This is a genomic window from Microbacterium xanthum, from assembly GCF_034531355.1.
GTDB lineage: Bacteria > Actinomycetota > Actinomycetes > Actinomycetales > Microbacteriaceae > Microbacterium > Microbacterium xanthum.
Genome location: NZ_JAWHUE010000004.1, coordinates 261,204 through 281,028, shown reverse-complemented (window position 1 = coordinate 281,028; position 19,825 = coordinate 261,204). Strand labels below are relative to the sequence as shown.

General features: G+C 69.0%; 18 protein-coding genes. 14 read left to right on the top strand and 4 right to left on the bottom strand.

Going from position 1 to position 19,825, the window contains the following annotated elements:
• Positions 1 to 33 precede the first annotated feature (33 nt).
• The gene (locus tag RZO50_RS13680; protein WP_322600282.1) at positions 34 to 552 is read left to right on the top strand and encodes a PadR family transcriptional regulator; all 519 of its coding nucleotides are present in this window, start codon (positions 34 to 36) and stop codon (positions 550 to 552) included.
• 24 nt (positions 553 to 576) lie between these two features.
• On the opposite strand, the gene RZO50_RS13675 is transcribed toward RZO50_RS13680, so the two are convergent.
• Positions 577 to 798, bottom strand: a complete 222-nt coding sequence (locus tag RZO50_RS13675; RefSeq protein WP_322600281.1) for a hypervirulence associated TUDOR domain-containing protein — start codon at positions 796 to 798, stop codon at positions 577 to 579.
• Between the two features lie 269 nt (positions 799 to 1,067).
• On the opposite strand from RZO50_RS13675, the gene rpsA reads away from it, so the two are divergent.
• A complete protein-coding gene (gene rpsA, locus RZO50_RS13670; protein WP_322600280.1) occupies positions 1,068 to 2,528 on the top strand; it encodes a 30S ribosomal protein S1 in 1,461 nt (486 codons plus the stop codon).
• Positions 2,529 to 2,588: 60 nt separating this feature from the next.
• Here the strand turns inward: rpsA and RZO50_RS13665 are convergent, their stop codons facing one another.
• Positions 2,589 to 3,563: an FUSC family protein gene (locus tag RZO50_RS13665; RefSeq protein ID WP_322600279.1), complete on the bottom strand. Its 975-nt coding sequence runs from the start codon at positions 3,561 to 3,563 to the stop codon at positions 2,589 to 2,591.
• 64 nt (positions 3,564 to 3,627) lie between these two features.
• Between RZO50_RS13665 and RZO50_RS13660 the strand changes: the two genes are divergently transcribed.
• Both RZO50_RS13660 and coaE read left to right on the top strand, forming a co-directional pair.
• Positions 3,628 to 5,259, top strand: a complete 1,632-nt coding sequence (locus RZO50_RS13660; RefSeq protein WP_322600278.1) for an MFS transporter — start codon at positions 3,628 to 3,630, stop codon at positions 5,257 to 5,259.
• 40 nt (positions 5,260 to 5,299) lie between these two features.
• Positions 5,300 to 5,917, top strand: a complete 618-nt coding sequence (coaE, locus tag RZO50_RS13655; protein ID WP_322600277.1) for a dephospho-CoA kinase — start codon at positions 5,300 to 5,302, stop codon at positions 5,915 to 5,917.
• Positions 5,918 to 5,923: 6 nt separating this feature from the next.
• Here the strand turns inward: coaE and RZO50_RS13650 are convergent, their stop codons facing one another.
• Positions 5,924 to 6,529: a DUF4126 domain-containing protein gene (locus tag RZO50_RS13650; RefSeq protein ID WP_322600276.1), complete on the bottom strand. Its 606-nt coding sequence runs from the start codon at positions 6,527 to 6,529 to the stop codon at positions 5,924 to 5,926.
• A 56-nt stretch (positions 6,530 to 6,585) separates the two neighbouring features.
• Here RZO50_RS13650 and RZO50_RS13645 point away from each other — a divergent pair, with 56 nt between their 5' ends.
• Both RZO50_RS13645 and uvrB read left to right on the top strand, forming a co-directional pair.
• Positions 6,586 to 7,215, top strand: coding sequence for a hypothetical protein (locus tag RZO50_RS13645; RefSeq protein WP_322600275.1), 630 nt, complete (start codon positions 6,586 to 6,588; stop codon positions 7,213 to 7,215).
• 41 nt (positions 7,216 to 7,256) lie between these two features.
• Complete coding sequence (uvrB, locus tag RZO50_RS13640) at positions 7,257 to 9,338, top strand: excinuclease ABC subunit UvrB (RefSeq protein WP_322600274.1); 2,082 nt, start codon at positions 7,257 to 7,259, stop codon at positions 9,336 to 9,338.
• A 14-nt stretch (positions 9,339 to 9,352) separates the two neighbouring features.
• Here uvrB and RZO50_RS13635 read toward each other — a convergent pair whose 3' ends face one another.
• Positions 9,353 to 9,616: a hypothetical protein gene (locus RZO50_RS13635; RefSeq protein WP_322600273.1), complete on the bottom strand. Its 264-nt coding sequence runs from the start codon at positions 9,614 to 9,616 to the stop codon at positions 9,353 to 9,355.
• A gap of 32 nt (positions 9,617 to 9,648) precedes the next feature.
• On the opposite strand from RZO50_RS13635, the gene RZO50_RS13630 reads away from it, so the two are divergent.
• The 8 genes from RZO50_RS13630 (at position 9,649) to uvrA (ending at position 19,823) form a co-directional block, all read left to right on the top strand.
• Positions 9,649 to 10,122, top strand: coding sequence for a MarR family winged helix-turn-helix transcriptional regulator (locus RZO50_RS13630; RefSeq protein ID WP_322600272.1), 474 nt, complete (start codon positions 9,649 to 9,651; stop codon positions 10,120 to 10,122).
• Positions 10,123 to 10,194: 72 nt separating this feature from the next.
• Positions 10,195 to 11,055 carry an ABC transporter ATP-binding protein gene (locus RZO50_RS13625; protein ID WP_322600271.1) on the top strand — a complete coding sequence of 287 codons (861 nt, stop codon included), beginning with the start codon at positions 10,195 to 10,197 and terminating at the stop codon, positions 11,053 to 11,055.
• Positions 11,052 to 12,086, top strand: coding sequence for an aliphatic sulfonate ABC transporter substrate-binding protein (locus RZO50_RS13620; protein WP_322600270.1), 1,035 nt, complete (start codon positions 11,052 to 11,054; stop codon positions 12,084 to 12,086). Before RZO50_RS13625 ends, RZO50_RS13620 begins: the two co-directional genes overlap by 4 nt.
• Positions 12,083 to 12,907, top strand: a complete 825-nt coding sequence (locus RZO50_RS13615; RefSeq protein WP_322600269.1) for an ABC transporter permease — start codon at positions 12,083 to 12,085, stop codon at positions 12,905 to 12,907. The genes RZO50_RS13620 and RZO50_RS13615 overlap by 4 nt, the downstream gene beginning before the upstream one ends.
• A 19-nt stretch (positions 12,908 to 12,926) precedes the next feature.
• Positions 12,927 to 14,963, top strand: a complete 2,037-nt coding sequence (acs, locus tag RZO50_RS13610) for an acetate--CoA ligase (protein ID WP_322600268.1) — start codon at positions 12,927 to 12,929, stop codon at positions 14,961 to 14,963.
• Complete coding sequence (locus RZO50_RS13605) at positions 14,960 to 16,294, top strand: O-acetylhomoserine aminocarboxypropyltransferase/cysteine synthase family protein (RefSeq protein ID WP_322600267.1); 1,335 nt, start codon at positions 14,960 to 14,962, stop codon at positions 16,292 to 16,294. Before acs ends, RZO50_RS13605 begins: the two co-directional genes overlap by 4 nt.
• Positions 16,291 to 16,827: a CoA-binding protein gene (locus RZO50_RS13600; RefSeq protein ID WP_322600266.1), complete on the top strand. Its 537-nt coding sequence runs from the start codon at positions 16,291 to 16,293 to the stop codon at positions 16,825 to 16,827. Before RZO50_RS13605 ends, RZO50_RS13600 begins: the two co-directional genes overlap by 4 nt.
• 77 nt (positions 16,828 to 16,904) lie before the next feature.
• Complete coding sequence (uvrA, locus tag RZO50_RS13595) at positions 16,905 to 19,823, top strand: excinuclease ABC subunit UvrA (protein WP_322600265.1); 2,919 nt, start codon at positions 16,905 to 16,907, stop codon at positions 19,821 to 19,823.
• Positions 19,824 to 19,825 lie beyond the last annotated feature (2 nt).

Sequence of the window (19,825 nt, the reverse complement as noted above, 5' to 3'; positions counted from 1 at the left end):
GGTAATATAAAAGGTGTTTCACAAGGAGGTTCGATGCAATTCCTCATCCTCGGAATGCTTCTCCTGGCGCCGATGTCGCTCTACGACGTGCACAAGCAGTTCGCCGGCGGCGCCTCGCTCTTCTACAGCGCGAGCTTCGGCAGCATCCAACGCGCGCTCGCGCGGCTCGCCGCCGACGGGTTCGTGGTCGTTCACGAGGAGGCGCGGTCTGCGCGGCGGCGAAAGGTCCACGTGCCCACCGAGGCCGGGATCGCCGCCTGGCGCGCATGGATGCTCTCCCCGCCCGAGGGGGCGGATGTCGAGCGGGTGATGCTCGCGAGGGTCTATCTGCTGGGGCTTCTTCCGGACGACGCGGACCGTCGAGAGGTGATCGACGTGCTGATCCGGAACGTCACGGCATCGATCGCCGATCTGGAAGCCGTCGACGCGGGGCTGCGCACACAGGAGGTCCCGCCGGAGTACGCAGAGATCTTCCGCCACCAGCGGGCGACCCTCGACTACGGGCTGCGCTCCCACCGGCTGGCGTTGGCCTGGCTGTCCGACCTCCGCTGAGGGGAGGATCCGGACGCCGGGCGGTCAGTCAGGGATCTTGCGCAGCGCTTTCCTCTTGTGCGCGGCCTCCGAGCCGGACTTCTCCGACGCGACGATGAAGGTCGGGTCCTCGGAGGAAGCGGTGAAGCGTTGGCCGGCGAAGGTGAAGTCCGTGGTGCGGATGTCGGTCACCTCGCCCCGCGTGCGCCCTTGCGGGGTGACCCAACTGACCCGATCGCCGGTGTGCAACTCTGCTCGCTCGCCCATGCGGAGACACTGCCATCGTCGGGCGGGTCGTTCCGAGGGGTTGACAGCGTCCGCCCCGGGTGTCGGCGTCGGCCCGGCTGGAATCGGCGGTCGTTGCTCTGTTAGCATCGAGTGTCACTCGTGTGACCTCTTCGTCACGCCTCGATGCGTGCGCGACCGCCCTCGGGCGGGGACGCGTGTGACATCGCACGATCACAATCCGTTTCGCTCCCCTGCGGCCTGCCCGCGTTCGGAGCCCGACCACACAACCTCTTAGGACAACCCACTACATGACTACCGCAACGACCGCCCCGGCCACCAAGCAGGTCGCCATCAACGACATCGGATCTGCTGAGGACTTCCTGGCCGCGGTCGAAGAGACCCTCAAGGGCAAGGACTTCAACGACGGCTCGCTCATCGAAGGCACCGTCGTGAAGATCGACCGCGACGAGGTGCTCCTCGACGTCGGGTACAAGACCGAGGGCGTCATCCCCTCGCGTGAACTCTCCATCAAGCACGACGTCGACCCGAACGAGGTCGTCAACGTCGGCGACGAGGTCGAAGCCCTCGTCCTCCAGAAGGAGGACAAGGAAGGTCGCCTCATCCTGTCGAAGAAGCGCGCGCAGTACGAGCGTGCGTGGGGCGACGTGGAGAAGATCAAGGAGAACGACGGCGTCGTCACCGGTCAGGTGATCGAGGTGGTCAAGGGCGGCCTGATCGTGGACATCGGGCTCCGCGGCTTCCTCCCGGCATCGCTTATCGAGCTGCGTCGCGTCCGCGACCTCACTCCGTACCTCGGCCAGGAGCTCGAGGCGAAGATCCTCGAGCTCGACAAGAACCGCAACAACGTCGTCCTCTCGCGCCGCGCGCTGCTCGAGCAGACGCAGTCGGAGTCGCGTTCGAACTTCCTCAACAACCTGCACAAGGGCCAGGTCCGCAAGGGCACGGTGTCGTCGATCGTCAACTTCGGTGCGTTCGTCGACCTCGGCGGCGTCGACGGTCTCGTCCACGTCTCGGAGCTCTCGTGGAAGCACATCGAGCACGCGTCGGAGGTCGTCGAGGTCGGCCAGGAGGTCACCGTCGAGATCCTCGAGGTGGACCTCGACCGCGAGCGCGTCTCGCTCTCGCTGAAGGCCACCCAGGAGGACCCGTGGCAGGTCTTCGCCCGCACCCACGCGATCGGTCAGGTCGCTCCGGGCAAGGTCACCAAGCTCGTCCCGTTCGGCGCGTTCGTCCGCGTCGCGGACGGCATCGAGGGTCTCGTGCACATCTCGGAGCTCTCGGGCAAGCACGTCGAGCTCGCTGAGCAGGTCGTCTCGGTCGGCGAAGAGGTCTTCGTCAAGATCATCGACATCGACCTGGAGCGTCGTCGCATCTCGCTCTCGCTCAAGCAGGCGAACGAGTCGGTCGACCCCTTCGGCACCGAGTTCGACCCGGCCCTCTACGGCATGGTCACCGAGTACGACGAGAACGGGGAGTACAAGTACCCCGAGGGCTTCGACCCGGAGACCAACCAGTGGAAGGACGGCTTCGACGAGCAGCGCGAGAAGTGGGAGCAGGAGTACGCCGCCGCCCACGCTCGCTGGGAGGCTCACAAGGCCGCCGTCGTCAAGGCCATGGAGGCCGAGGCCGCATCGGCCGCGGCCGGCGAGACCCCCTCGTCTTCCTTCACCTCTGACAGCAACAACGGCGGTACCCTCGCCGATGACGAGGCGCTCGCCGCGCTTCGCGAAAAGCTGTCGGGCCGCTGAGTCGACACGCACCGACGAGCGACGGGCCGGGATCCTTCGGGATCCCGGCCCGTCGCCCTTTCACCGCGCGCGCGTGGCCCGGGTCGGGGGGATCACGCGGAGCAGGGCGACGGCTGCCGCGGTGGTCGCCGCGGCGAGAACGGTGAACAGTATTCGTTGGAGATCTCCCTGGAGGAGCTCGCCGCGGTCGAAGGTGAGCATCACCACCGTCACCGTGACCGCGGTCGCCGACTGCCAGTAGGGCGCCCCCCGGACCGTGAGGACGACGTTCGCGCCGAGCGCGACCAAGCCCAGCGCTGCGGGCGCGACGGCGGTGGGGAGAAGAACCGCGATGACGGCGGCGAGCGCCCCGCCGAGCAGGGTGCCGAGCACACGTGCGCCCAGCTTCGACCACAGCTCGTCCCGCGTCGGCTGCAGGATGATCGCGACGGTGAGCACCGTCCACCACGCGTTGGAGTCGGGAAAGACCGTGAGGCTGACGAAGGTGAACCCGCCCGCGAGGACGGCGAGCAGGATGCTGTACGGCACCGTCGGGGTGGGAAGTTCGGGCCGCGGCAGCGCATGCCCCCGCAACGCGACCGAGAGGATTGCGGCGATCCAGGCGGTCGTGGCGCCGACCGTGAGGGCCACGAGGACCGTCCCCGCCCACGCGCCGACCGTGTCGACGGGCATCGAGACGGGTTTGATCACCAGCAGCGCGGCGATCGTGACGACCATCCCGCCCGAGGCGGTCAGGCCGTGCCGGGGGAGAGCGCTGGTGGCCAGGGAGGCGAGGACGACCAGGGCCGTGCCGATGACCGGAGCGGCGTCGCCCGTGGTCGCGGTCCATCCGGCCAGGAGCGAGACGATCGCCGACGATCCCGCCATGCGCCACATCGCCGGGGCACCGCGTCGGATCGAACCCGCCGTCGCGATCACGCCGAGCACGGTCGCACCCAGAGCGCTCGAGAGGGGAGTGGCGGCGACGACGACGAGGGGTGCGAGTACCGCCGCCACGAGCAGGGCGAGGCGGCCGGGGCTGATCGGAAGTGCCATGAGGCGATCCTGGCAGAGGAGGGGCGGTCGACGCCGGGGCGACCCGCCTCGCTAGGGTGGGCGCGTGAGTACCCCCGCCTCGCCCACGGCTCCGGCCGATGCGCCTCGCCGTGCACGCCTCGTCCTGACCGCCCTCATCCTGGGGGCGCTCGTCTGCAACATCAATCTCGCCGCGGCGAACATCGCCCTGCCCGACATCGGTGACGCGTTCGGAGCGAGCCAGACGTCGTTGAACCTCGTCGCGGTGGGGTGCGCGCTCGGTCTGGCCATGTCGGTCATGTACCTCGGAGCCGTCGCCGACCGTCACGGTCGCAAGCAACTGCTCGTGCTCGGTCTCGGGTTGACGATGCTCGCAAGTGTGTTCGCGGCCTTCTCGGTCTCGATCGAGATGCTCATCGCGGCGAGGGTCTTCACCGGGATCGCAGCGGGCATGGCCTATCCGACCACGCTCTCGCTCATCACCGCACTGTGGGCCCCGGGCCGGCGACGCACCGTCGCGATCGCGCTGTGGTCGGCGGTCAGTGCGACCGCGACCGTCATCGGATCCGTCCTGGCCGGGGTACTGCTGCTGTGGTTCTGGTGGGGTTCCGCGTTCCTCCTGGCGCTGCCGATCGCGTTGGCGGGGTTCGTTCTGGTGATCGTCTGCGTGCCCTCTCATGTCTCGGAGTCGGATGACGCCGTGGATCACATCGGCGGGATCATCTCGGTCGCCATGATCGCCTCGCTCGTTCTCGGTCTGTCGACCGTGTTCGCGCCCGAGACGGCGGCCTTCGGGGGTGCTCTGCTGATGGCTTCCGCGGTCCTGATCGTGCTCTTCGGATGGCGGCAGAAGACCGCTCGGTCGCCGCTCTACGACCTGTCGGTCGCGCGCCGACGTCTGTTCTGGGCACCCGCGACCGGCGGCCTGATCGTGTTCGGATCCCTCATCGGAGCGATGTTCGTGGGGCAGCAGTTCCAGCAGAACATCCTCGGCTACTCGACGCTGGAGGCCTCGCTGTCGATCGTGCCGGCCGGGATCGGTCTGCTGGCGGTGGCGCCGCAGTCGGCGAAGCTGGTCCTCTCGCGCGGTTCGCGATTCACCATGCTGGTGGGCTACGCCTTCGTCCTCGTCGGATTCGTGACGATGCTGTTCTGGAGCGAGAACACACCGTTCTGGTACGTCAGCATCGCCTATCTCGCGATCGGGATCGGCGCCGGTTTCGCGATGACCCCCGCCTCACGGGCGATCACCGAGTCGACGCCGGTGCGCCGCGTGGGGATGGCATCCGCCACCGCCGATCTCCAGCGCGATCTCGGCGGCTCGATCATGCAGGGCGTCCTCGGAGCGATCCTCGCGGCGGGGTTCGCACACGTGTTCGGCCGGCTCATCGCGCAGTCCGGCGAGGCTTCCGACATCAGCGCACAGGTCACGACCGCCCTGCAGTCGTCGTACGCCTCGGCGCTGCAGGTGGCCGAGGAGTACCCGCAGTACAAGGACCAGATCCTGCAGGCCGCCCAGCAGAGCCTGGAAACGGGCTCGATCGCCGCGTACGCCGTGGGAGCGATCGCCATCGCGATCGGCGCCGCCGTCGTCGGGGTCTTCCTCCCGCGACACCGTGACGAGATCGCACTCGTGGCCTCGTACGGGACCGCCCCGGTACCCGGTGAGGGTGAGGCGCCCGCGCCCGAAGGCGGGTCGGGCGCTCCGTCCCGGTGACGGTCCCACCACCTCGGCGCGTGCATGGCATGCTCGAGGCATGCCACTCGTCGCCCTGACCGGAGGAATCGCCTCCGGCAAGTCGACGATCGCGGCCCGGTTGGCTGAACACGGGGCCGTCGTCGTCGACGCCGATCGCATCGTCCGTGACGTCCAGAGCCCGGGGTCCCCGGTGCTCGCCGCGATCGCGAAGCGCTTCGGGGCGAGAATGCTGCGCCCAGACGGCAGCCTCGATCGCGCGGCACTCGGCGCGGCCGTCTTCGGCGACGAGCGCGCCGTCCAATCCCTGAACGCGATCGTTCACCCCGCCGTCCGCGAGGAGTCGCACCGTCGGTTCTCGGCGGCGTTCCGGGCCGACCCCGACGCGGTCGTCGTCTACGACGTCCCACTGCTGGCGGAGACGCGCGCGTCGGATCCGTGGGAGCTCATCGTCGTCGCGCACGCGCCGGCGCGGCTTCGTCGTGACCGCCTCGTACGACTGCGCGGGATGAGCGAGGTCGATGCCGACGCGCGTCTGGCCGCGCAGGTGTCCGACGATGAGCGGCTGCGGCTGGCGGATGTCGTGATCGACACCGCCGGTGACCTGGCGGACACGCACCGGCAGGTCGACGAGCTCTGGCGGTCGCTCGAGGCACGGGTCGCCGGGGCGCGGCACTGACCGCGGTCAGACCGCGTCGTGCGCGCGTTCGCCTCCGCGACGTCGACGGAATCGCCGGACGGCGAAGACCATCGCGACGATGGCGGTGACCAGAGCGGCGGCGGCGAGCACCGGAACGAGGAGTGCGAGGATCGACAGCGCGAGGGCGGAAGCGTCCTCGATCGTGCTGACCACCGGCGCGGCGATGCCACCGGTCGCCGCGTTCGCGACCGGGCGGAAGGCGGCCTTCACCCCGTGGACGGCGAGCGCGACGACGACCCCGGTGAGAATCGGGACCCAGGACGAGTCGGTGAAGAAGCTCGCCGGATCAGTCACCGAGACGGTCTCGGCGCTCGCTCCTGCACCGAACACGATGCCGCCGGACGCGGGTCGTACGACGGTCTGGAGGACGTCGTTGATGGTGTCGACCGCCGGGACTTTGTCGGCGATGATCTCGACCACCAGGAGCACGCCCACGACCCACAGTGCGAGATCGCTGGAGAGCCATGCCCACGTCGCCGGCAGCTCGACGGCGGGGACGAATCGGTCCGCCAGCCCCAGGACGAGCAGCGGCATCCAGGCGTTCAGGCCCGCCGAGGCGGCGAGGCCGGTCCCGACGAGGAACTCCAGCATCCCTCCACTGTAGGCGGACGCGACGTACCCTGGAGGAGACGAGGGAGGTCGAGGACATGGGAGTTCTCTCGAGATGGCGTCGACGGAGGTCGCCGCGCCGTGCGATCAGCGAGGAGGAACAGATCGCGCGGTACGTCTACCTGCTGGGGTCGCTTCCGAGCAGCGTGATCGAGAAGGCGCACGCCGACGCATTCCGTGACCTGCCGCCCGAGAAGCGGCGGGAGATGTTCGATCGACTTCGACCGTTCATGGCAGACGGGGAGCGGGCCGACCCCGAGAGCGGGGACCTCCTGGCGGTCCTGGTTCGTCGTGCCGAGGAGCGTCGTGCCCGCCGCGCCGGGGCCGCGGAGGTCGCGGCCGGTGGCGCGGTCGCATCGACGACCGCGCTCGCGGCGACGGGGACGCCCGTCGACCCGCGCGATGACATCGATCCCCGCGCCCTCCTGGGGAGTGTCGGGGTGATGTCGGTCGTGGCCCATCACTTCCTGCTCTCGTCTGCGCTCACGACCTACTTCACCGTGGGCGCCGGCGCCATGCTGGGCGGTCAGCCCGCGTGGATCGGCGACGTCACGGGCGTGGAGACGGTCGCTGTCGGCGGCATGGACGGGGCGGGGTTCGACGCCGGTGCGGGTGGGTTCGATGTCGCGGGGTTCGGCGGTTTCGACGCGGGAGGCGGTTTGGGCTGAGCGACGGCCCCGATGTCGGGGGTCGCGCCTACGCTGGAAGAGTGCAGACCACTCGTTCCGTGCGACCGTTCGAAGTCGTCAGTGAATACTCCCCGAGCGGCGACCAGCCGCAGGCGATCGCCGAGTTGGCGGCGCGCATCAACGCCGGGGAGACCGACGTGGTCCTGCTCGGAGCGACCGGAACGGGTAAGTCCGCGACGACGGCGTGGCTGGTCGAGGCGGTCCAGCGCCCGACCCTCGTCCTCGCCCACAACAAGACGCTCGCCGCACAACTCGCGAACGAGTTCCGCGACCTCATGCCGCACAACGCGGTCGAGTACTTCGTGTCGTACTACGACTACTACCAGCCCGAGGCATACGTGCCGCAGACGGACACCTTCATCGAGAAGGACTCGTCCATCAACGCCGAGGTCGAACGGCTGCGCCACTCCACGACGAATTCGCTGCTCTCGCGACGGGACGTGGTGGTCGTCTCGACGGTGTCCTGCATCTATGGCCTCGGCGCCCCGGAGGAATACCTCCGTGCGATGGTCGCGCTGCAGGTGGGCGAGCGATACGACCGGGACGCGCTGATCCGCAAGTTCATCTCGATGCAGTACAACCGAAACGACGTGGACTTCTCCCGCGGGAACTTCCGCGTCCGGGGCGACACGATCGAGATCATCCCGGTCTACGAGGAATACGCCATCCGGATCGAGATGTTCGGCGATGAGATCGAGGCGCTCTACATGCTGCATCCTCTCACCGGAGACGTCGTGCAGAAGATGGAGTCCGTTCCGATCTTCCCCGCCTCGCACTACGTCGCGGCCACCGAGACGGTGCAGCGGGCGATCGGGACCATCGAGGACGAGCTGGCCGCGCGGCTGACCGAGCTGGAGTCGCAGAACAAGCTGCTCGAGGCGCAGCGTCTGCGTATGCGCACGACGTTCGACCTCGAGATGCTGCAACAGCTGGGCTTCTGCTCCGGCATCGAGAACTACTCGCGCCACCTCGACGGCCGCTCGGCCGGCGAGCCGCCGCATACGCTGCTGGACTTCTTCCCGGACGACTTTCTGCTGGTCATCGACGAGTCGCATGTGACGGTGCCGCAGATCGGGGCGATGTACGAGGGAGATGCCTCCCGCAAACGCACCCTCGTGGACCACGGCTTCCGCCTTCCGAGCGCGATGGACAACCGTCCGCTGCGGTGGGACGAGTTCAAGGAGCGCATCGGCCAGAGCGTGTACCTGTCCGCGACCCCGGGTCGGTACGAGATGGGGATCGCGGACGGCGTGGTCGAACAGATCATCCGCCCGACCGGACTCGTCGATCCCGAGATCATCGTCAAGCCGTCGAAGGGGCAGATCGACGATCTGCTCGAGGAGATCCGGGTGCGCGTGACGCGCGACGAGCGGGTGCTGGTGACCACCCTGACCAAGAAGATGGCCGAGGAGCTGACCGACTTCCTGGGGGAGCACGGCGTGCGGGTTCGCTACCTGCACTCGGACGTCGATACGCTGCGCCGCGTCGAGCTGCTCACCGAGTTGCGGGCGGGTGTGTACGACGTCCTGGTCGGCATCAACCTGCTTCGAGAAGGCCTCGACCTGCCGGAGGTGTCGCTGGTGTCGATCCTCGACGCCGACAAGGAGGGGTTCCTGCGGTCGGGGACATCTCTGATTCAGACCATCGGCCGTGCGGCGCGAAACGTCTCGGGCCAGGTGCACATGTACGCGGACACCATGACCGATTCCATGCGCAACGCCATCGACGAGACCGAACGGCGACGCGAGAAGCAGCTCGCCTACAACGCCGAGCACGGGATCGACCCGCAGCCGCTTCGCAAGCGGATCGCCGACATCACCGAGGTTCTCGCTCGGGAGGCGTCGGACACGAACGACATGCTCTCGCGCAAGGATGCCGCCAAGACCAAGAGCGGCAAGGGGCGCTCGGCAACGCCGCAGCTGCGGCGCGAAGGCATCGCCGCCGAGGGTGCGCAGCAGTTGGAGGCGACCATTCAGGACCTCTCGGACCAGATGCTGGCGGCCGCGACCGAGCTGAAGTTCGAGCTGGCGGCACGCCTGCGCGACGAAGTGCAGGACCTCAAGAAGGAGTTGCGCGCAATGGAGAAGGCCGGCCACGCCTGACCGCCGCCGAACCTTCAGCCGCGTGGCGGGCAGCGCAGCAACGGCTTCGGTCCGGACCGGTCGACCCGGTGATCGGTCATCACCGCTCCGCAGACGGGACACGGGCGCTCGTGTCGCGGCGGCTCGGGGGTCGTCTCATACGGTCCGACCGACGCAGGGCCGGCGACGGCGATCAGTCGGGCGTTGACGTAGGCGTACCAGCCGCCGGCGGCCCGCACCCGCGCCCGCAGGCCCGCGTGACGCGGTCGGTCGGATTCGGATCCGTTGCCTCGTGCCATGATGATTAGCGTACTAACGAAATGAGCCTCACATGACCGATCGCGAGCCGGCGGGACCGGACCCGCTGCTGCTGGAGAACCAGGTGTGCTTCGCGATCGTCACCGCCGCGCGGAATGTGCTGTCGGTGTATCGGCCGATCCTCGAACCGCTCGGTCTGACGCATCCGCAGTACCTGGTGATGCTGGCGCTGTGGGAGCAGTCTCCCCGCTCGCTCGGGCCGCTCGCCGCGGCGCTCGCGATGGAGCCCGCCACGCTGTCCCCGCTCGTCAAGCGGCTCGAATCGCAGGGACGGGTGACGCGGCGACGCCGGCCGGATGATGAGCGCGTTCTCGACATCGCCCTCACCCCGGAAGGGCGTGCCCTGCGAGAGCGAGCGCTCGAGGTGCCCGGACAGGTGATGAGCGCGACCGGTCTCGTCGCCGAGGATCTGATCGCGCTCCGCGACGCGCTCTCCGCGTTCGCGGACCCGCTGTCCGCGGGGAAGGCGGCCGCGGATCCCCCGTGACCGGCGAGCGGATTGTTTCGTGATGTTGCGCGCGGTTCGTGAAGTGCGGTTCAGCCCTGTCACTGTTGCTGCGTGACCACGACCCTCGACGCCCCTGTCTCGGCCCCCACGGCACCTCGCCGCGGCGGAGCCGTTCGCCTGAGCGGTGTCGGCCGCACGTTCGGGTCGACCGAAACGGCGAACGATGTGCTTCGCAGCATCGACCTCGAACTCCCCGCGGGGGAGATCGTGGCGGTGATCGGAGCCTCCGGATGCGGGAAGTCCACCCTCCTCCGTCTCGTCGGCGGTCTCGATCAGCCCACCGCCGGGGAGATCACCGTCGACGGTGACCGCCTCGCCGACACCGACGAGCGGGCGTCGATCGCGTTCCAGGAGCCGCGGCTGCTGCCCTGGCGCTCCCTGTCGCAGAACGTCCAGCTCGGTCTGCCCCGCGCTCGCGGGAATCGACGCGCGGCTCGTGAGGCCGGGAGCGCGCGCGTGCGCGAACTCCTGCAGCTGGTCGGGCTCGACCATGCTGCGGATCTGCGCCCGCGCGAGGTGTCGGGCGGAATGGCCCAACGCGCCTCGCTCGCCCGCGCTCTCGCCCGCAACCCCGACGTGCTGCTGCTGGATGAGCCGTTCGCCGCGTTGGACGCGCTCACCCGGTTGCGGATGCAGGATCTGCTCCTGGACATCCACGCGGCCCAGCCGACCACGATCCTGCTGGTCACGCACGACGTCGAAGAGGCGCTGTACCTGGCCGATCGGGTCGTCCTGCTGACCTCGCTCCGATCGGCGACGCCCGACACGTCCTCGATCGCCCAGATCATCCCGGTCACCGGGACCCGACCCCGCGACCGCGCAGACCGCGCGTTCGCGGATCTGCGCGCCACCCTCCTCGAGGGACTCGGCGTGCACACCCACCACTACAACACTCCCGAGGAGAACCGATGAGCACCGTCATCCGCCGAACCGTACCCGCGATCGCCCTCGCCGGTGCGATGGCGATGCTCGCCACCGGCTGCATCGCCGGCGAGAACGCCAGCAGCACGGGCGACAGCTCGAGCGCGTCCGGCGAATGGTCCACCGACCAGCTGACCCTCGACTGGGCCACCTACAACCCCCTCAGCCTCGTCCTGCGCGACCAGGGTCTGATCGAAGAGGCCCTCGGCGACGACGTCTCGGTCGAATGGGTGCAGTCCACCGGCTCGAACACGGCCAACGAACTCTTGCGTTCGGGATCCGCCGACATCGCCTCCACCGCGGGTTCGGCCGCCCTCCTCGCCCGGGCGAACGGCTCGCCGATCAAGGTCATCGACATCTACTCCCAGCCGGAGTGGTCGGCCATCGTCGTCGGGGCCGACAGCGACATCGCTTCGGTCGATGACCTCGCGGGGACCTCGATCGCCGCCACCAAGGGGACGGACCCGTACTTCTTCCTGCTGCAGACGCTCGACGAAGCCGGACTCTCCCTGAGCGATGTCGAGGTGCAGAACCTGCAGCATGCGGACGGATGGTCGGCGCTGGCCGGCGGCTCCGTCGACGCGTGGGCAGGCCTCGACCCGATCATGGCCGGCGCCGAGGTCGACTCGGGTGCGCAGCTGATCTACCGCAACGTGGACTTCAACACCTACGGGTTCCTCAACGCCACGGAGGACTTCATCGACAACCACGCCGATGTGGCGCAGGTCGTTGTGGACGCCTACGAGCAGGCACGCGTCTGGGCGCTGGAGAACCCCGAGGAGACAGCGGCGCTCCTCGCCGAGGCCTCCGGTCTGGACACCGCGGTGGCCGAGACGGTCATTATCGAGCGCTCGAACCTCGACGTCTCCGGCGTCCCGGGTGCGGATCAGATCGCCGTGCTCGAGCGGATCTCACCGGTCCTCGTCGACTCGGGTGATGTCGCCGGTGGTCAGGAGGCCCTCGACGATGCCCTGGACACCCTCGTCTACGACGAGTTCGCCCTGAACGCGACGAGCGAATGACCGTCACGGCTCCTGCGACTCGCGCGCACCGGGAGGGCGGCGCTGCTTCGGCGGCGACGCCCTTCTGGGCGCGCCGCGGAGTGCGCATTGTGGGCGGACTCCTCCTCCCGCTCGTCCTCCTCGCGGCGTGGCAGTTCGTCACGACGGCGGGGATCATCCCCACCTATCGTCTTCCCACACCGGCTTCGGTGGTGCAGGCCGGTGTCCAGCTCGCCGCGGACGGCACCCTGTGGGTGCACATCGCGATCTCGATCCAGCGCGTGCTGCTCGGTTTCGCCGTCGGTGCCGTCGCCGGTCTGGCCGTCGCCGCCGTCGTGGGACTCTCCCGCGCGGGAGAGGTGATCCTGGGGCCCACGATCGTCGCCCTCCGTGCGGTGCCCTCGCTGGCCTGGGTGCCGCTGCTCATCCTGTGGATGCAGATCGGCGAGGACTCCAAGGTCACCCTGATCGCGATCGGCGCCTTCTTCCCCGTCTTCACGACGGTCGCCGCGGGGCTGCACCGCGTGGACCCGCACCTGATCGAGGCCGGGCGGTCCTTCGGGCTCCGCGGGTGGCCCCTGCTGCGTACGGTCCAGCTGCCGGCGGTCGTGCCCGCGATGGTCGCGGGCCTTCGCCTGGGACTGGCTCAGGCGTGGCTGTTCCTCGTCGCGGCGGAGCTCGTCGGCGCGTCGATGGGCCTGGGGTTCCTCCTGACCGAATCGCAGAGCACGGGGCGTGTGGACCGCATCATCCTCGCCATCGTGCTGCTCGCACTGCTGGGAACGCTGACCAATGCGCTGCTGTCGCTGTTCGAGCGCGCGGTGCTCAAGCGCTGGCTCTGACGCGCGAGCGGGTGTGGACATGTCGATGACAATCGAGCCGCCGACGGACGAGTCGCGGCTGAGCGAGAACCGGACCTTCGCACCGGATCCGACCTTCGCCGCGCAGGCCAACGTCGGGGCCGACGCCTACGGGGCTGCCGCGGCCGACCCGATCGGTTTCTGGGAGGAGGCGGCGCGGCGACTCGTCTGGGAGACCCCGTGGTCCACCGCGCTCGACTGGGAGCCTCCCGCGCGCGACGAGACCGGCGAGCTCTCGGTGCCGAGGGTCCGCTGGTTCGAGGGCGGACGGTTGAATGTGGCCGTCAACTGCGTGGACCGGCACGTCGCTGCGGGGCGGGGCGACAAGGTCGCGCTTCACTTCGAGGGCGAGCCCGGTGATCGTGTGACCGTGACCTATCGTGACCTGCAGCGGCGTGTCGCCCGTGCCGCGCACGGGCTCGAGGCTCTCGGCGTCGGTCCCGGGGACCGGGTGGTGGTCTATCTCCCGGTTCTCATCGAAACGGTGGTCGTCGCTCTCGCGTGCGCCCGGATCGGGGCCATCCACTCACTGGTGTTCGGCGGATTCTCCGCCGAGGCGGTGCGCTTCCGCCTCGAGGACACCGGAGCGAAGGTGCTCGTCACCTCCGACGGGCAGTGGCGTCGCGGGCGCGCGGTCGAGGTGAAGTCCGCTGCCGACGATGCCGCGGCGGGGCTCCCCGACCTCGAGCACGTGCTGGTGGTGCGCCGAACCGGTCAGCAGGTCGATTGGACCCCCGGCCGCGACCGCTGGTGGCACGAGCTGGTCGACACGGCACCAGACGTGCACGAGCCTCGTGCCTTCGACGCGGAGCATCCGCTGTTCATCATCTACACCTCCGGGACGACCGGACGGCCCAAGGGCCTCGTCCACACATCCGGCGGGTACCTCGCGCACGCGAGCTGGGCGCACTGGGCTCACTTCGATGCCAAGCCCGACGACGTCCACTGGTGCACCGCGGACCTCGCCTGGGTGACGGCCCATACGTACGAGATCTACGGGCCCCTGTCCAACGGCCTCACGCAGGTGATCTACGAGGGCACGCCCGACGCCCCGCACCGCGAGCGTCACCTCGAGATCATCGAGCGCTACGGCGTCACCGTCTACTACACCGCCCCGACGCTCATCCGCACGTTCATGACCTGGTGGGGAGAGGAGGTGCCGCGCACGCACGACATCTCGTCGTTGCGCCTGCTCGGCACGGTGGGCGAGGCCATCAATCCCGAGGCGTGGATGTGGTTCCGCCGCAACCACGGACGGGATTCGCTGCCGATCGTCGACACCTGGTGGCAATCCGAAACCGGTGCGGCGATGATCGCACCGCTGCCGGGAGCGACGACTCTCACGCCGGGATCGGCGACCGTGGCCCTGCCGGGGATCGACGCGGCCGTCGTCGACGACGAGGGAGATCCCGTCTCCGCCGGCCGGTCGGGGACCCTGGTGGTGCGACGACCGTGGCCGGGGATGGCGCGGACCGTCTGGGGGTCGCCCGAGCGGTACCGAGACGCGTACTGGGCGCGTTTTGCCGGACGCGGAGAGTGGGGCGGCTACTACGTGTCCGGAGACTCCGCCACCGTCGCTCCGGACGGCTCCATCCGGATCCTCGGTCGACTCGACGACGTGGTGAACGTCTCGGGTCACCGACTGTCCACCATCGAGATCGAATCGGCCCTCGTCGCGCATCCCGCCGTGGGTGAGGCGGGTGTCGCCGGCGTCGCCCACCCGGTGACCGGGCACGCGGTCGCAGCATTCGTCGTCCTCCGCGAGGCGGTGGATATCGACAGCCTCCGCGCGCGGGTCGCGCAGGAGATCGGGCCGGTGGCGAAACCCGCGCACGTCGTCGTCGTCCCCGACCTGCCCAAGACCCGCTCCGGCAAGATCATGCGCAGACTGCTCGTGCAGCTGTGGGAGGGTGACGTGTTGGGTGACATCACAAGCCTTCAGGACCCCGCCGCCGTCGACGGCGTGCGTGAGGCCGTCGCGCGTCTGCGCGGGGGCACGGAGACGGCGGTCCCCGCCGAGCACAAGGAGAACGAGTGACCGAGCACCGATTCGGATTCCGCACGCGAGCGCTGCACGCCGGCGGGACCCCTGACGCCGCGACCGGCGCCCGAGCCGTCCCGATCTACCACACCAGCTCGTTCGTCTTCGACGATGCAGCCGATGCGGGCAACCTGTTCGCCCTGCAGAAGTACGGGAACATCTATTCCCGTATCGGCAACCCGACCGTCGCCGCCCTCGAAGAGCGGCTCGCCTCGCTGGAGGGCGGAATCGGCGCCGTGGCCACCGCGAGCGGCATGAGCGCGGAGTTCATCACGTTCGCGGCGCTCGTCGGCGCCGGCGACCACGTGGTCGCATCGGCTCAGCTGTACGGCGGGACCATCACCCAGCTGGATGTGACCCTGCGGCGTTTCGGCGTCGAGACCACCTTCGTCGCCTCGTCGGATCCGGCCGACTACGCCGCGGCCATCCGTCCGGAGACGAAAGTCGTGTACACCGAGGCCATCGGCAATCCGGGTGGTGAGATCGCTGACATCGCGGGCCTCGCCGCCGTGGCGCACGACGCCGGTCTTCCCCTCGTCGTGGACGCGACCCTGGCGACGCCCTACCTGCTGCGCCCGATCGAACACGGTGCCGACATCGTGATCCACTCGGTGACCAAGTTCCTCGGCGGTCACGGGACCGCCCTGGGCGGAGTCGTGGTCGAGGCCGGAACCTTCGATTGGGGCAACGGCAGATTCCCCGCCATGACCGAGCCGGTCGCTTCGTACGGCGGCATCAGGTGGTGGGACAACTTCGGCGAGTACGGCTTCCTCACCAAACTCCGCAGCGAGCAGCTGCGCGACATCGGGCCGTCCCTGAACCCGCAGGCGGCGTTCACCCTCCTGCAGGGCATCGAGACGCTGCCGCAGCGCATGGACGCCCACCTCGCGAACGCTCGCATCGTCGCCGAATGGCTCGACTCCGATCCCCGCGTGTCGTTCGTCACGTGGGCCGGGCTGGACGCTCACGCCCACGCCGACCGCGCCCGGCGGTATCTGCCCCTCGGACCCGGCGCGGTCTTCGCGTTCGGCGTCGCTCCGTCGGGCGACTTCCCCGATGACGTCGCCCGCGAGGCCGCAGCCCGCGCGGCGGGGGAGACCTTCATCGACTCGGTCACCCTGGCCTCCCACCTGGCGAACGTCGGCGACGCCCGCACCCTCGTCATCCATCCCGCCTCGACGACCCACCGGCAGCTGACGCCCGAGCAGCTCGTCGCCGCCGGGACACCTGCCGACCTCATCCGCATCTCCGTCGGACTCGAGGATCCGGAAGACATCCTGTGGGACCTGGATCGGGCCCTGACCGAAGCGACGGGAGCGACCCGATGACCGATGCCGCCTTCTGCGCACTGCCCACCGCGCCCTCCACCGTCGCCGAGCGCACGTGGCAGGGGCCGGGCGCGCAGGAGCGCCACGACATCCTCCGCCGCACCCGGTCGGTCGCGATCGTCGGGGCGTCCGACAACCCGGCGCGCGCGAGCTACTTCGTCGCCACCTACCTCACGAGCAGCTCTCCGTACGACGTCTACTTCGTCAACCCGCGCGCGGAGACGATCCTCGGCCGCCGCGCGTTCCCGTCGCTCGCCGACCTGCCGGTCGTGCCCGACCTCGTGGACGTCTTCCGCCGTCACGACGACCTGCCGGGCGTGGCGGAGGAGGCGGTGGCCGTCGGCGCCTCGACCCTGTGGTTGCAGCTGGGTTCGTGGAACGAGCGGGCGGCCGCCCGAGCGGGGCGGGCGGGTCTGGCCGTGGTGATGGATCGGTGCCTGAAGATCGAGCACGCACGGTTCCACGGTGGCCTGCATCTTGCCGGTTTCGACACCGGGGTGGTCAGTTCCAAGCGGCAGCGCCTGTCGCGCTGACCGGCTTCGCGAGGGTGTGCGCCCCGGGCGAACGCGCTCTCGGAGCCGATGTCGGAGGGCCCGCCTACACTTGACGGGTGCCCATCGTTCCCGTCTCCCTCACCGGAAAATCCGCTGCGCCCTCGAGCGACACGCTCAGTGTGCGTGGCGCGCGCGTGCACAATCTGAAGGACGTCGACCTCGACATCCCGCGCGATTCGCTCGTCGTGTTCACCGGCCTGTCCGGGTCGGGCAAATCGAGTCTCGCGTTCGACACGATCTTCGCGGAGGGGCAGCGCAGGTACGTCGAATCGCTCAGTGCCTACGCGCGCCAATTCCTCGGTCAGGTGGATCGCCCAGACGTCGACTTCATCGAGGGACTGAGCCCGGCCGTCTCGATCGACCAGAAGTCGACGAACCGCAACCCCCGCTCCACCGTCGGAACCATCACCGAGATCCACGACTACATGCGTCTGCTCTGGGCGCGGATCGGCGTGCCGCACTGTCCGGAGTGCGGCGAGGTGATCCAGCGGCAGACCGTCCAGCAGATCGCCGATCAGCTCATGGAACTGCCCGACCGCACGCGGTATCAGATCGTCGCGCCGGTGGTCACGCAGAAGAAGGGCGAGTTCGTCGACCTCTTCAAAGAGCTCTCCGCCAAGGGGTACGCGCGTGCCGTGGTAGACGGTGAGCTCATCCAGCTGGCCGAGCCGCCGACGCTGAAGAAGAGCTACAAGCACGATATCGCCGTCGTCGTCGACCGTCTGGTCGCCAGCGCCGACATCCTGGGTCGCATCACGGACTCGGTCGAAACCGCTCTCGGCCTGGCCGGGGGCGTGGTGCAGGTGAACTTCGTCGACGCCGAGGGCGACGACGCCTGGCGGTCGTTCTCAGAGAAGCTCGCCTGCCCCAACGGTCACCCGCTGCAACTGACGGAGATCGAACCGCGGACCTTCTCGTTCAACGCCCCGTTCGGCGCATGCCCTGCCTGCTCCGGTCTCGGCACGCGCATGTCGGTCGACGTCGAACTCATGCTCGGCGATGAGGAGCTGTCCATCCGCGAGGGCGTCATCATCCCCTGGACCACGCAGGGCAAGGGGCTGTTCCAGTACTACGAGCGGTTGCTCGAGGGCTTGTCGAGCGACCTGGGCTTTTCCCTCGACACGCCCTGGAAGCGTCTGCCACAGGCCGTGCGCGACGCGGTGCTGCACGGTGAGAACTACAAGGTGACCGTCAAGTGGAAGAACCGCTACGGACGCGAGATGCGCTACTCCTCCGGATTCGAAGGGGTCGTGCCGTACATCGAGCGGCAGTATCTGCAGGCCGAATCCGACACGCAGCGCCAGCGGTGGTCGGAGTACCTCCGCGAGGTTCCGTGCCCCGTATGCGACGGCGCGCGTCTGAAGCCGGAGGTGCTGGCGGTGCGCGTGCACGGTCACTCCATCGCGGACGCCTCGCGGTTGAGCCTGGCAGATGCGCAGCGCTTCTTCGCCGAGATGACCCTCACCGAGCGCGAAGCGAAGATCGCCGCGCAGGTGCTCCGCGAGATCCGCGCTCGTCTGGACTTCCTCATCCAGGTCGGACTCACCTACCTCAACCTCAGTCGCTCCGCCGGCTCGCTCTCGGGCGGTGAAGCGCAGCGCATCCGGCTGGCCACGCAGATCGGTTCCGGACTGACGGGCGTGCTGTACGTCCTCGACGAGCCGTCGATCGGTCTGCACCAGCGAGACAACCGACGGCTGATCCAGACCCTGGTGACCCTTCGCGACCTCGGCAACACCCTGATCGTGGTCGAGCACGACGAAGAGACGATCCACGCGGCCGACTGGATCGTCGACATCGGTCCCCGTGCGGGGGTCGACGGGGGAGAAGTGGTCCACTCCGGCCCCCTTTCCGAGCTGTTGTCGGACCGCGCCTCGATCACGGGCGACTATCTGGCCGGTCGACGGGGCATCGCGACTCCGGCGAAGCGCCGCAAGCGCGACCGGAAACGGCAGATCTCGGTGGTCGGCGCACGCGAGAACAACCTGCGGAACGTGACCGTCGACTTCCCCCTGGGGATCCTCACGGCGGTGACGGGGGTGAGTGGTTCGGGGAAGTCCTCGCTCGTCAACGACATCCTGTACCAGGTGCTCGCGCAGCGCCTCAACGGGGCTCGAAACGTCCCCGGCAAGCACACGCGCGTGACGGGGCTGGACGACCTCGACAAGGTCGTCCATGTCGACCAGGCGCCGATCGGGCGCACGCCGCGGTCGAATCCGGCGACGTACACCGGAGTCTTCGACCGCATCCGCAGCCTGTTCAGCGAGACGCCCGAGGCCAAGGCGCGTGGCTACCAGCCGGGGCGGTTCAGCTTCAACGTCAAGGGCGGCCGCTGCGAGGCCTGCTCGGGCGACGGCACGATCAAGATCGAGATGAACTTCCTCCCCGACGTGTACGTCGATTGCGAGGTGTGTCACGGCAAGCGGTACAACCGCGACACGCTGTCGGTGCATTACAAGGGGAAGAACATCGCCGAGGTCCTCGAGATGCCGATCTCCGAGGCGGCGGAGTTCTTCGAGCCGATCCAGGCGATCCACCGCTACCTGCGGACCCTCGTCGATGTGGGTCTCGGCTACGTGCGACTGGGGCAGTCGGCCACGACCCTGTCGGGCGGTGAGGCCCAGCGCGTCAAGCTCGCCACCGAGCTGCAGCGACGCTCCAACGGGCGCAGCGTCTACGTGCTGGACGAGCCGACCACCGGTCTTCACTTCGAAGACGTCCGGCGCCTGCTCGAGGTCCTCAACGGGCTCGTCGACAAGGGCAACTCGGTCATCGTCATCGAGCACAACCTCGACGTGATCAAGTCCGCGGATTGGATCATCGACCTCGGACCGGAAGGTGGTTCCGGCGGAGGCTCGATCGTGGCGACGGGCACGCCCGAAGACGTCGCCCGCGTGCAGGAGAGCCACACGGGCGCGTTCCTCGCCGAGGTGCTCTTCCCGGCCGAACGCGCTGACGCGCGCAAGGCCGGCTGACC

Excerpts from the sequence above, each read along its gene's own strand:
- acs (WP_322600268.1), top strand. The coding sequence starts at position 12,927 with ATGTCGATGACAATCGAGCCGCCGACGGACGAGTCGCGGCTGAGCGAG.
- rpsA (WP_322600280.1), top strand. The coding sequence starts at position 1,068 with ATGACTACCGCAACGACCGCCCCGGCCACCAAGCAGGTCGCCATCAAC.
- RZO50_RS13620 (WP_322600270.1), top strand. The coding sequence starts at position 11,052 with ATGAGCACCGTCATCCGCCGAACCGTACCCGCGATCGCCCTCGCCGGT.
- RZO50_RS13600 (WP_322600266.1), top strand. The coding sequence starts at position 16,291 with ATGACCGATGCCGCCTTCTGCGCACTGCCCACCGCGCCCTCCACCGTC.
- RZO50_RS13675 (WP_322600281.1), bottom strand. The coding sequence starts at position 798 with ATGGGCGAGCGAGCAGAGTTGCACACCGGCGATCGGGTCAGTTGGGTC.
- RZO50_RS13630 (WP_322600272.1), top strand. The coding sequence starts at position 9,649 with ATGACCGATCGCGAGCCGGCGGGACCGGACCCGCTGCTGCTGGAGAAC.
- RZO50_RS13645 (WP_322600275.1), top strand. The coding sequence starts at position 6,586 with ATGGGAGTTCTCTCGAGATGGCGTCGACGGAGGTCGCCGCGCCGTGCG.
- RZO50_RS13665 (WP_322600279.1), bottom strand. The coding sequence starts at position 3,563 with ATGGCACTTCCGATCAGCCCCGGCCGCCTCGCCCTGCTCGTGGCGGCG.
- RZO50_RS13615 (WP_322600269.1), top strand. The coding sequence starts at position 12,083 with ATGACCGTCACGGCTCCTGCGACTCGCGCGCACCGGGAGGGCGGCGCT.
- RZO50_RS13635 (WP_322600273.1), bottom strand. The coding sequence starts at position 9,616 with ATGGCACGAGGCAACGGATCCGAATCCGACCGACCGCGTCACGCGGGC.
- RZO50_RS13650 (WP_322600276.1), bottom strand. The coding sequence starts at position 6,529 with ATGCTGGAGTTCCTCGTCGGGACCGGCCTCGCCGCCTCGGCGGGCCTG.
- coaE (WP_322600277.1), top strand. The coding sequence starts at position 5,300 with ATGCCACTCGTCGCCCTGACCGGAGGAATCGCCTCCGGCAAGTCGACG.
- RZO50_RS13680 (WP_322600282.1), top strand. The coding sequence starts at position 34 with ATGCAATTCCTCATCCTCGGAATGCTTCTCCTGGCGCCGATGTCGCTC.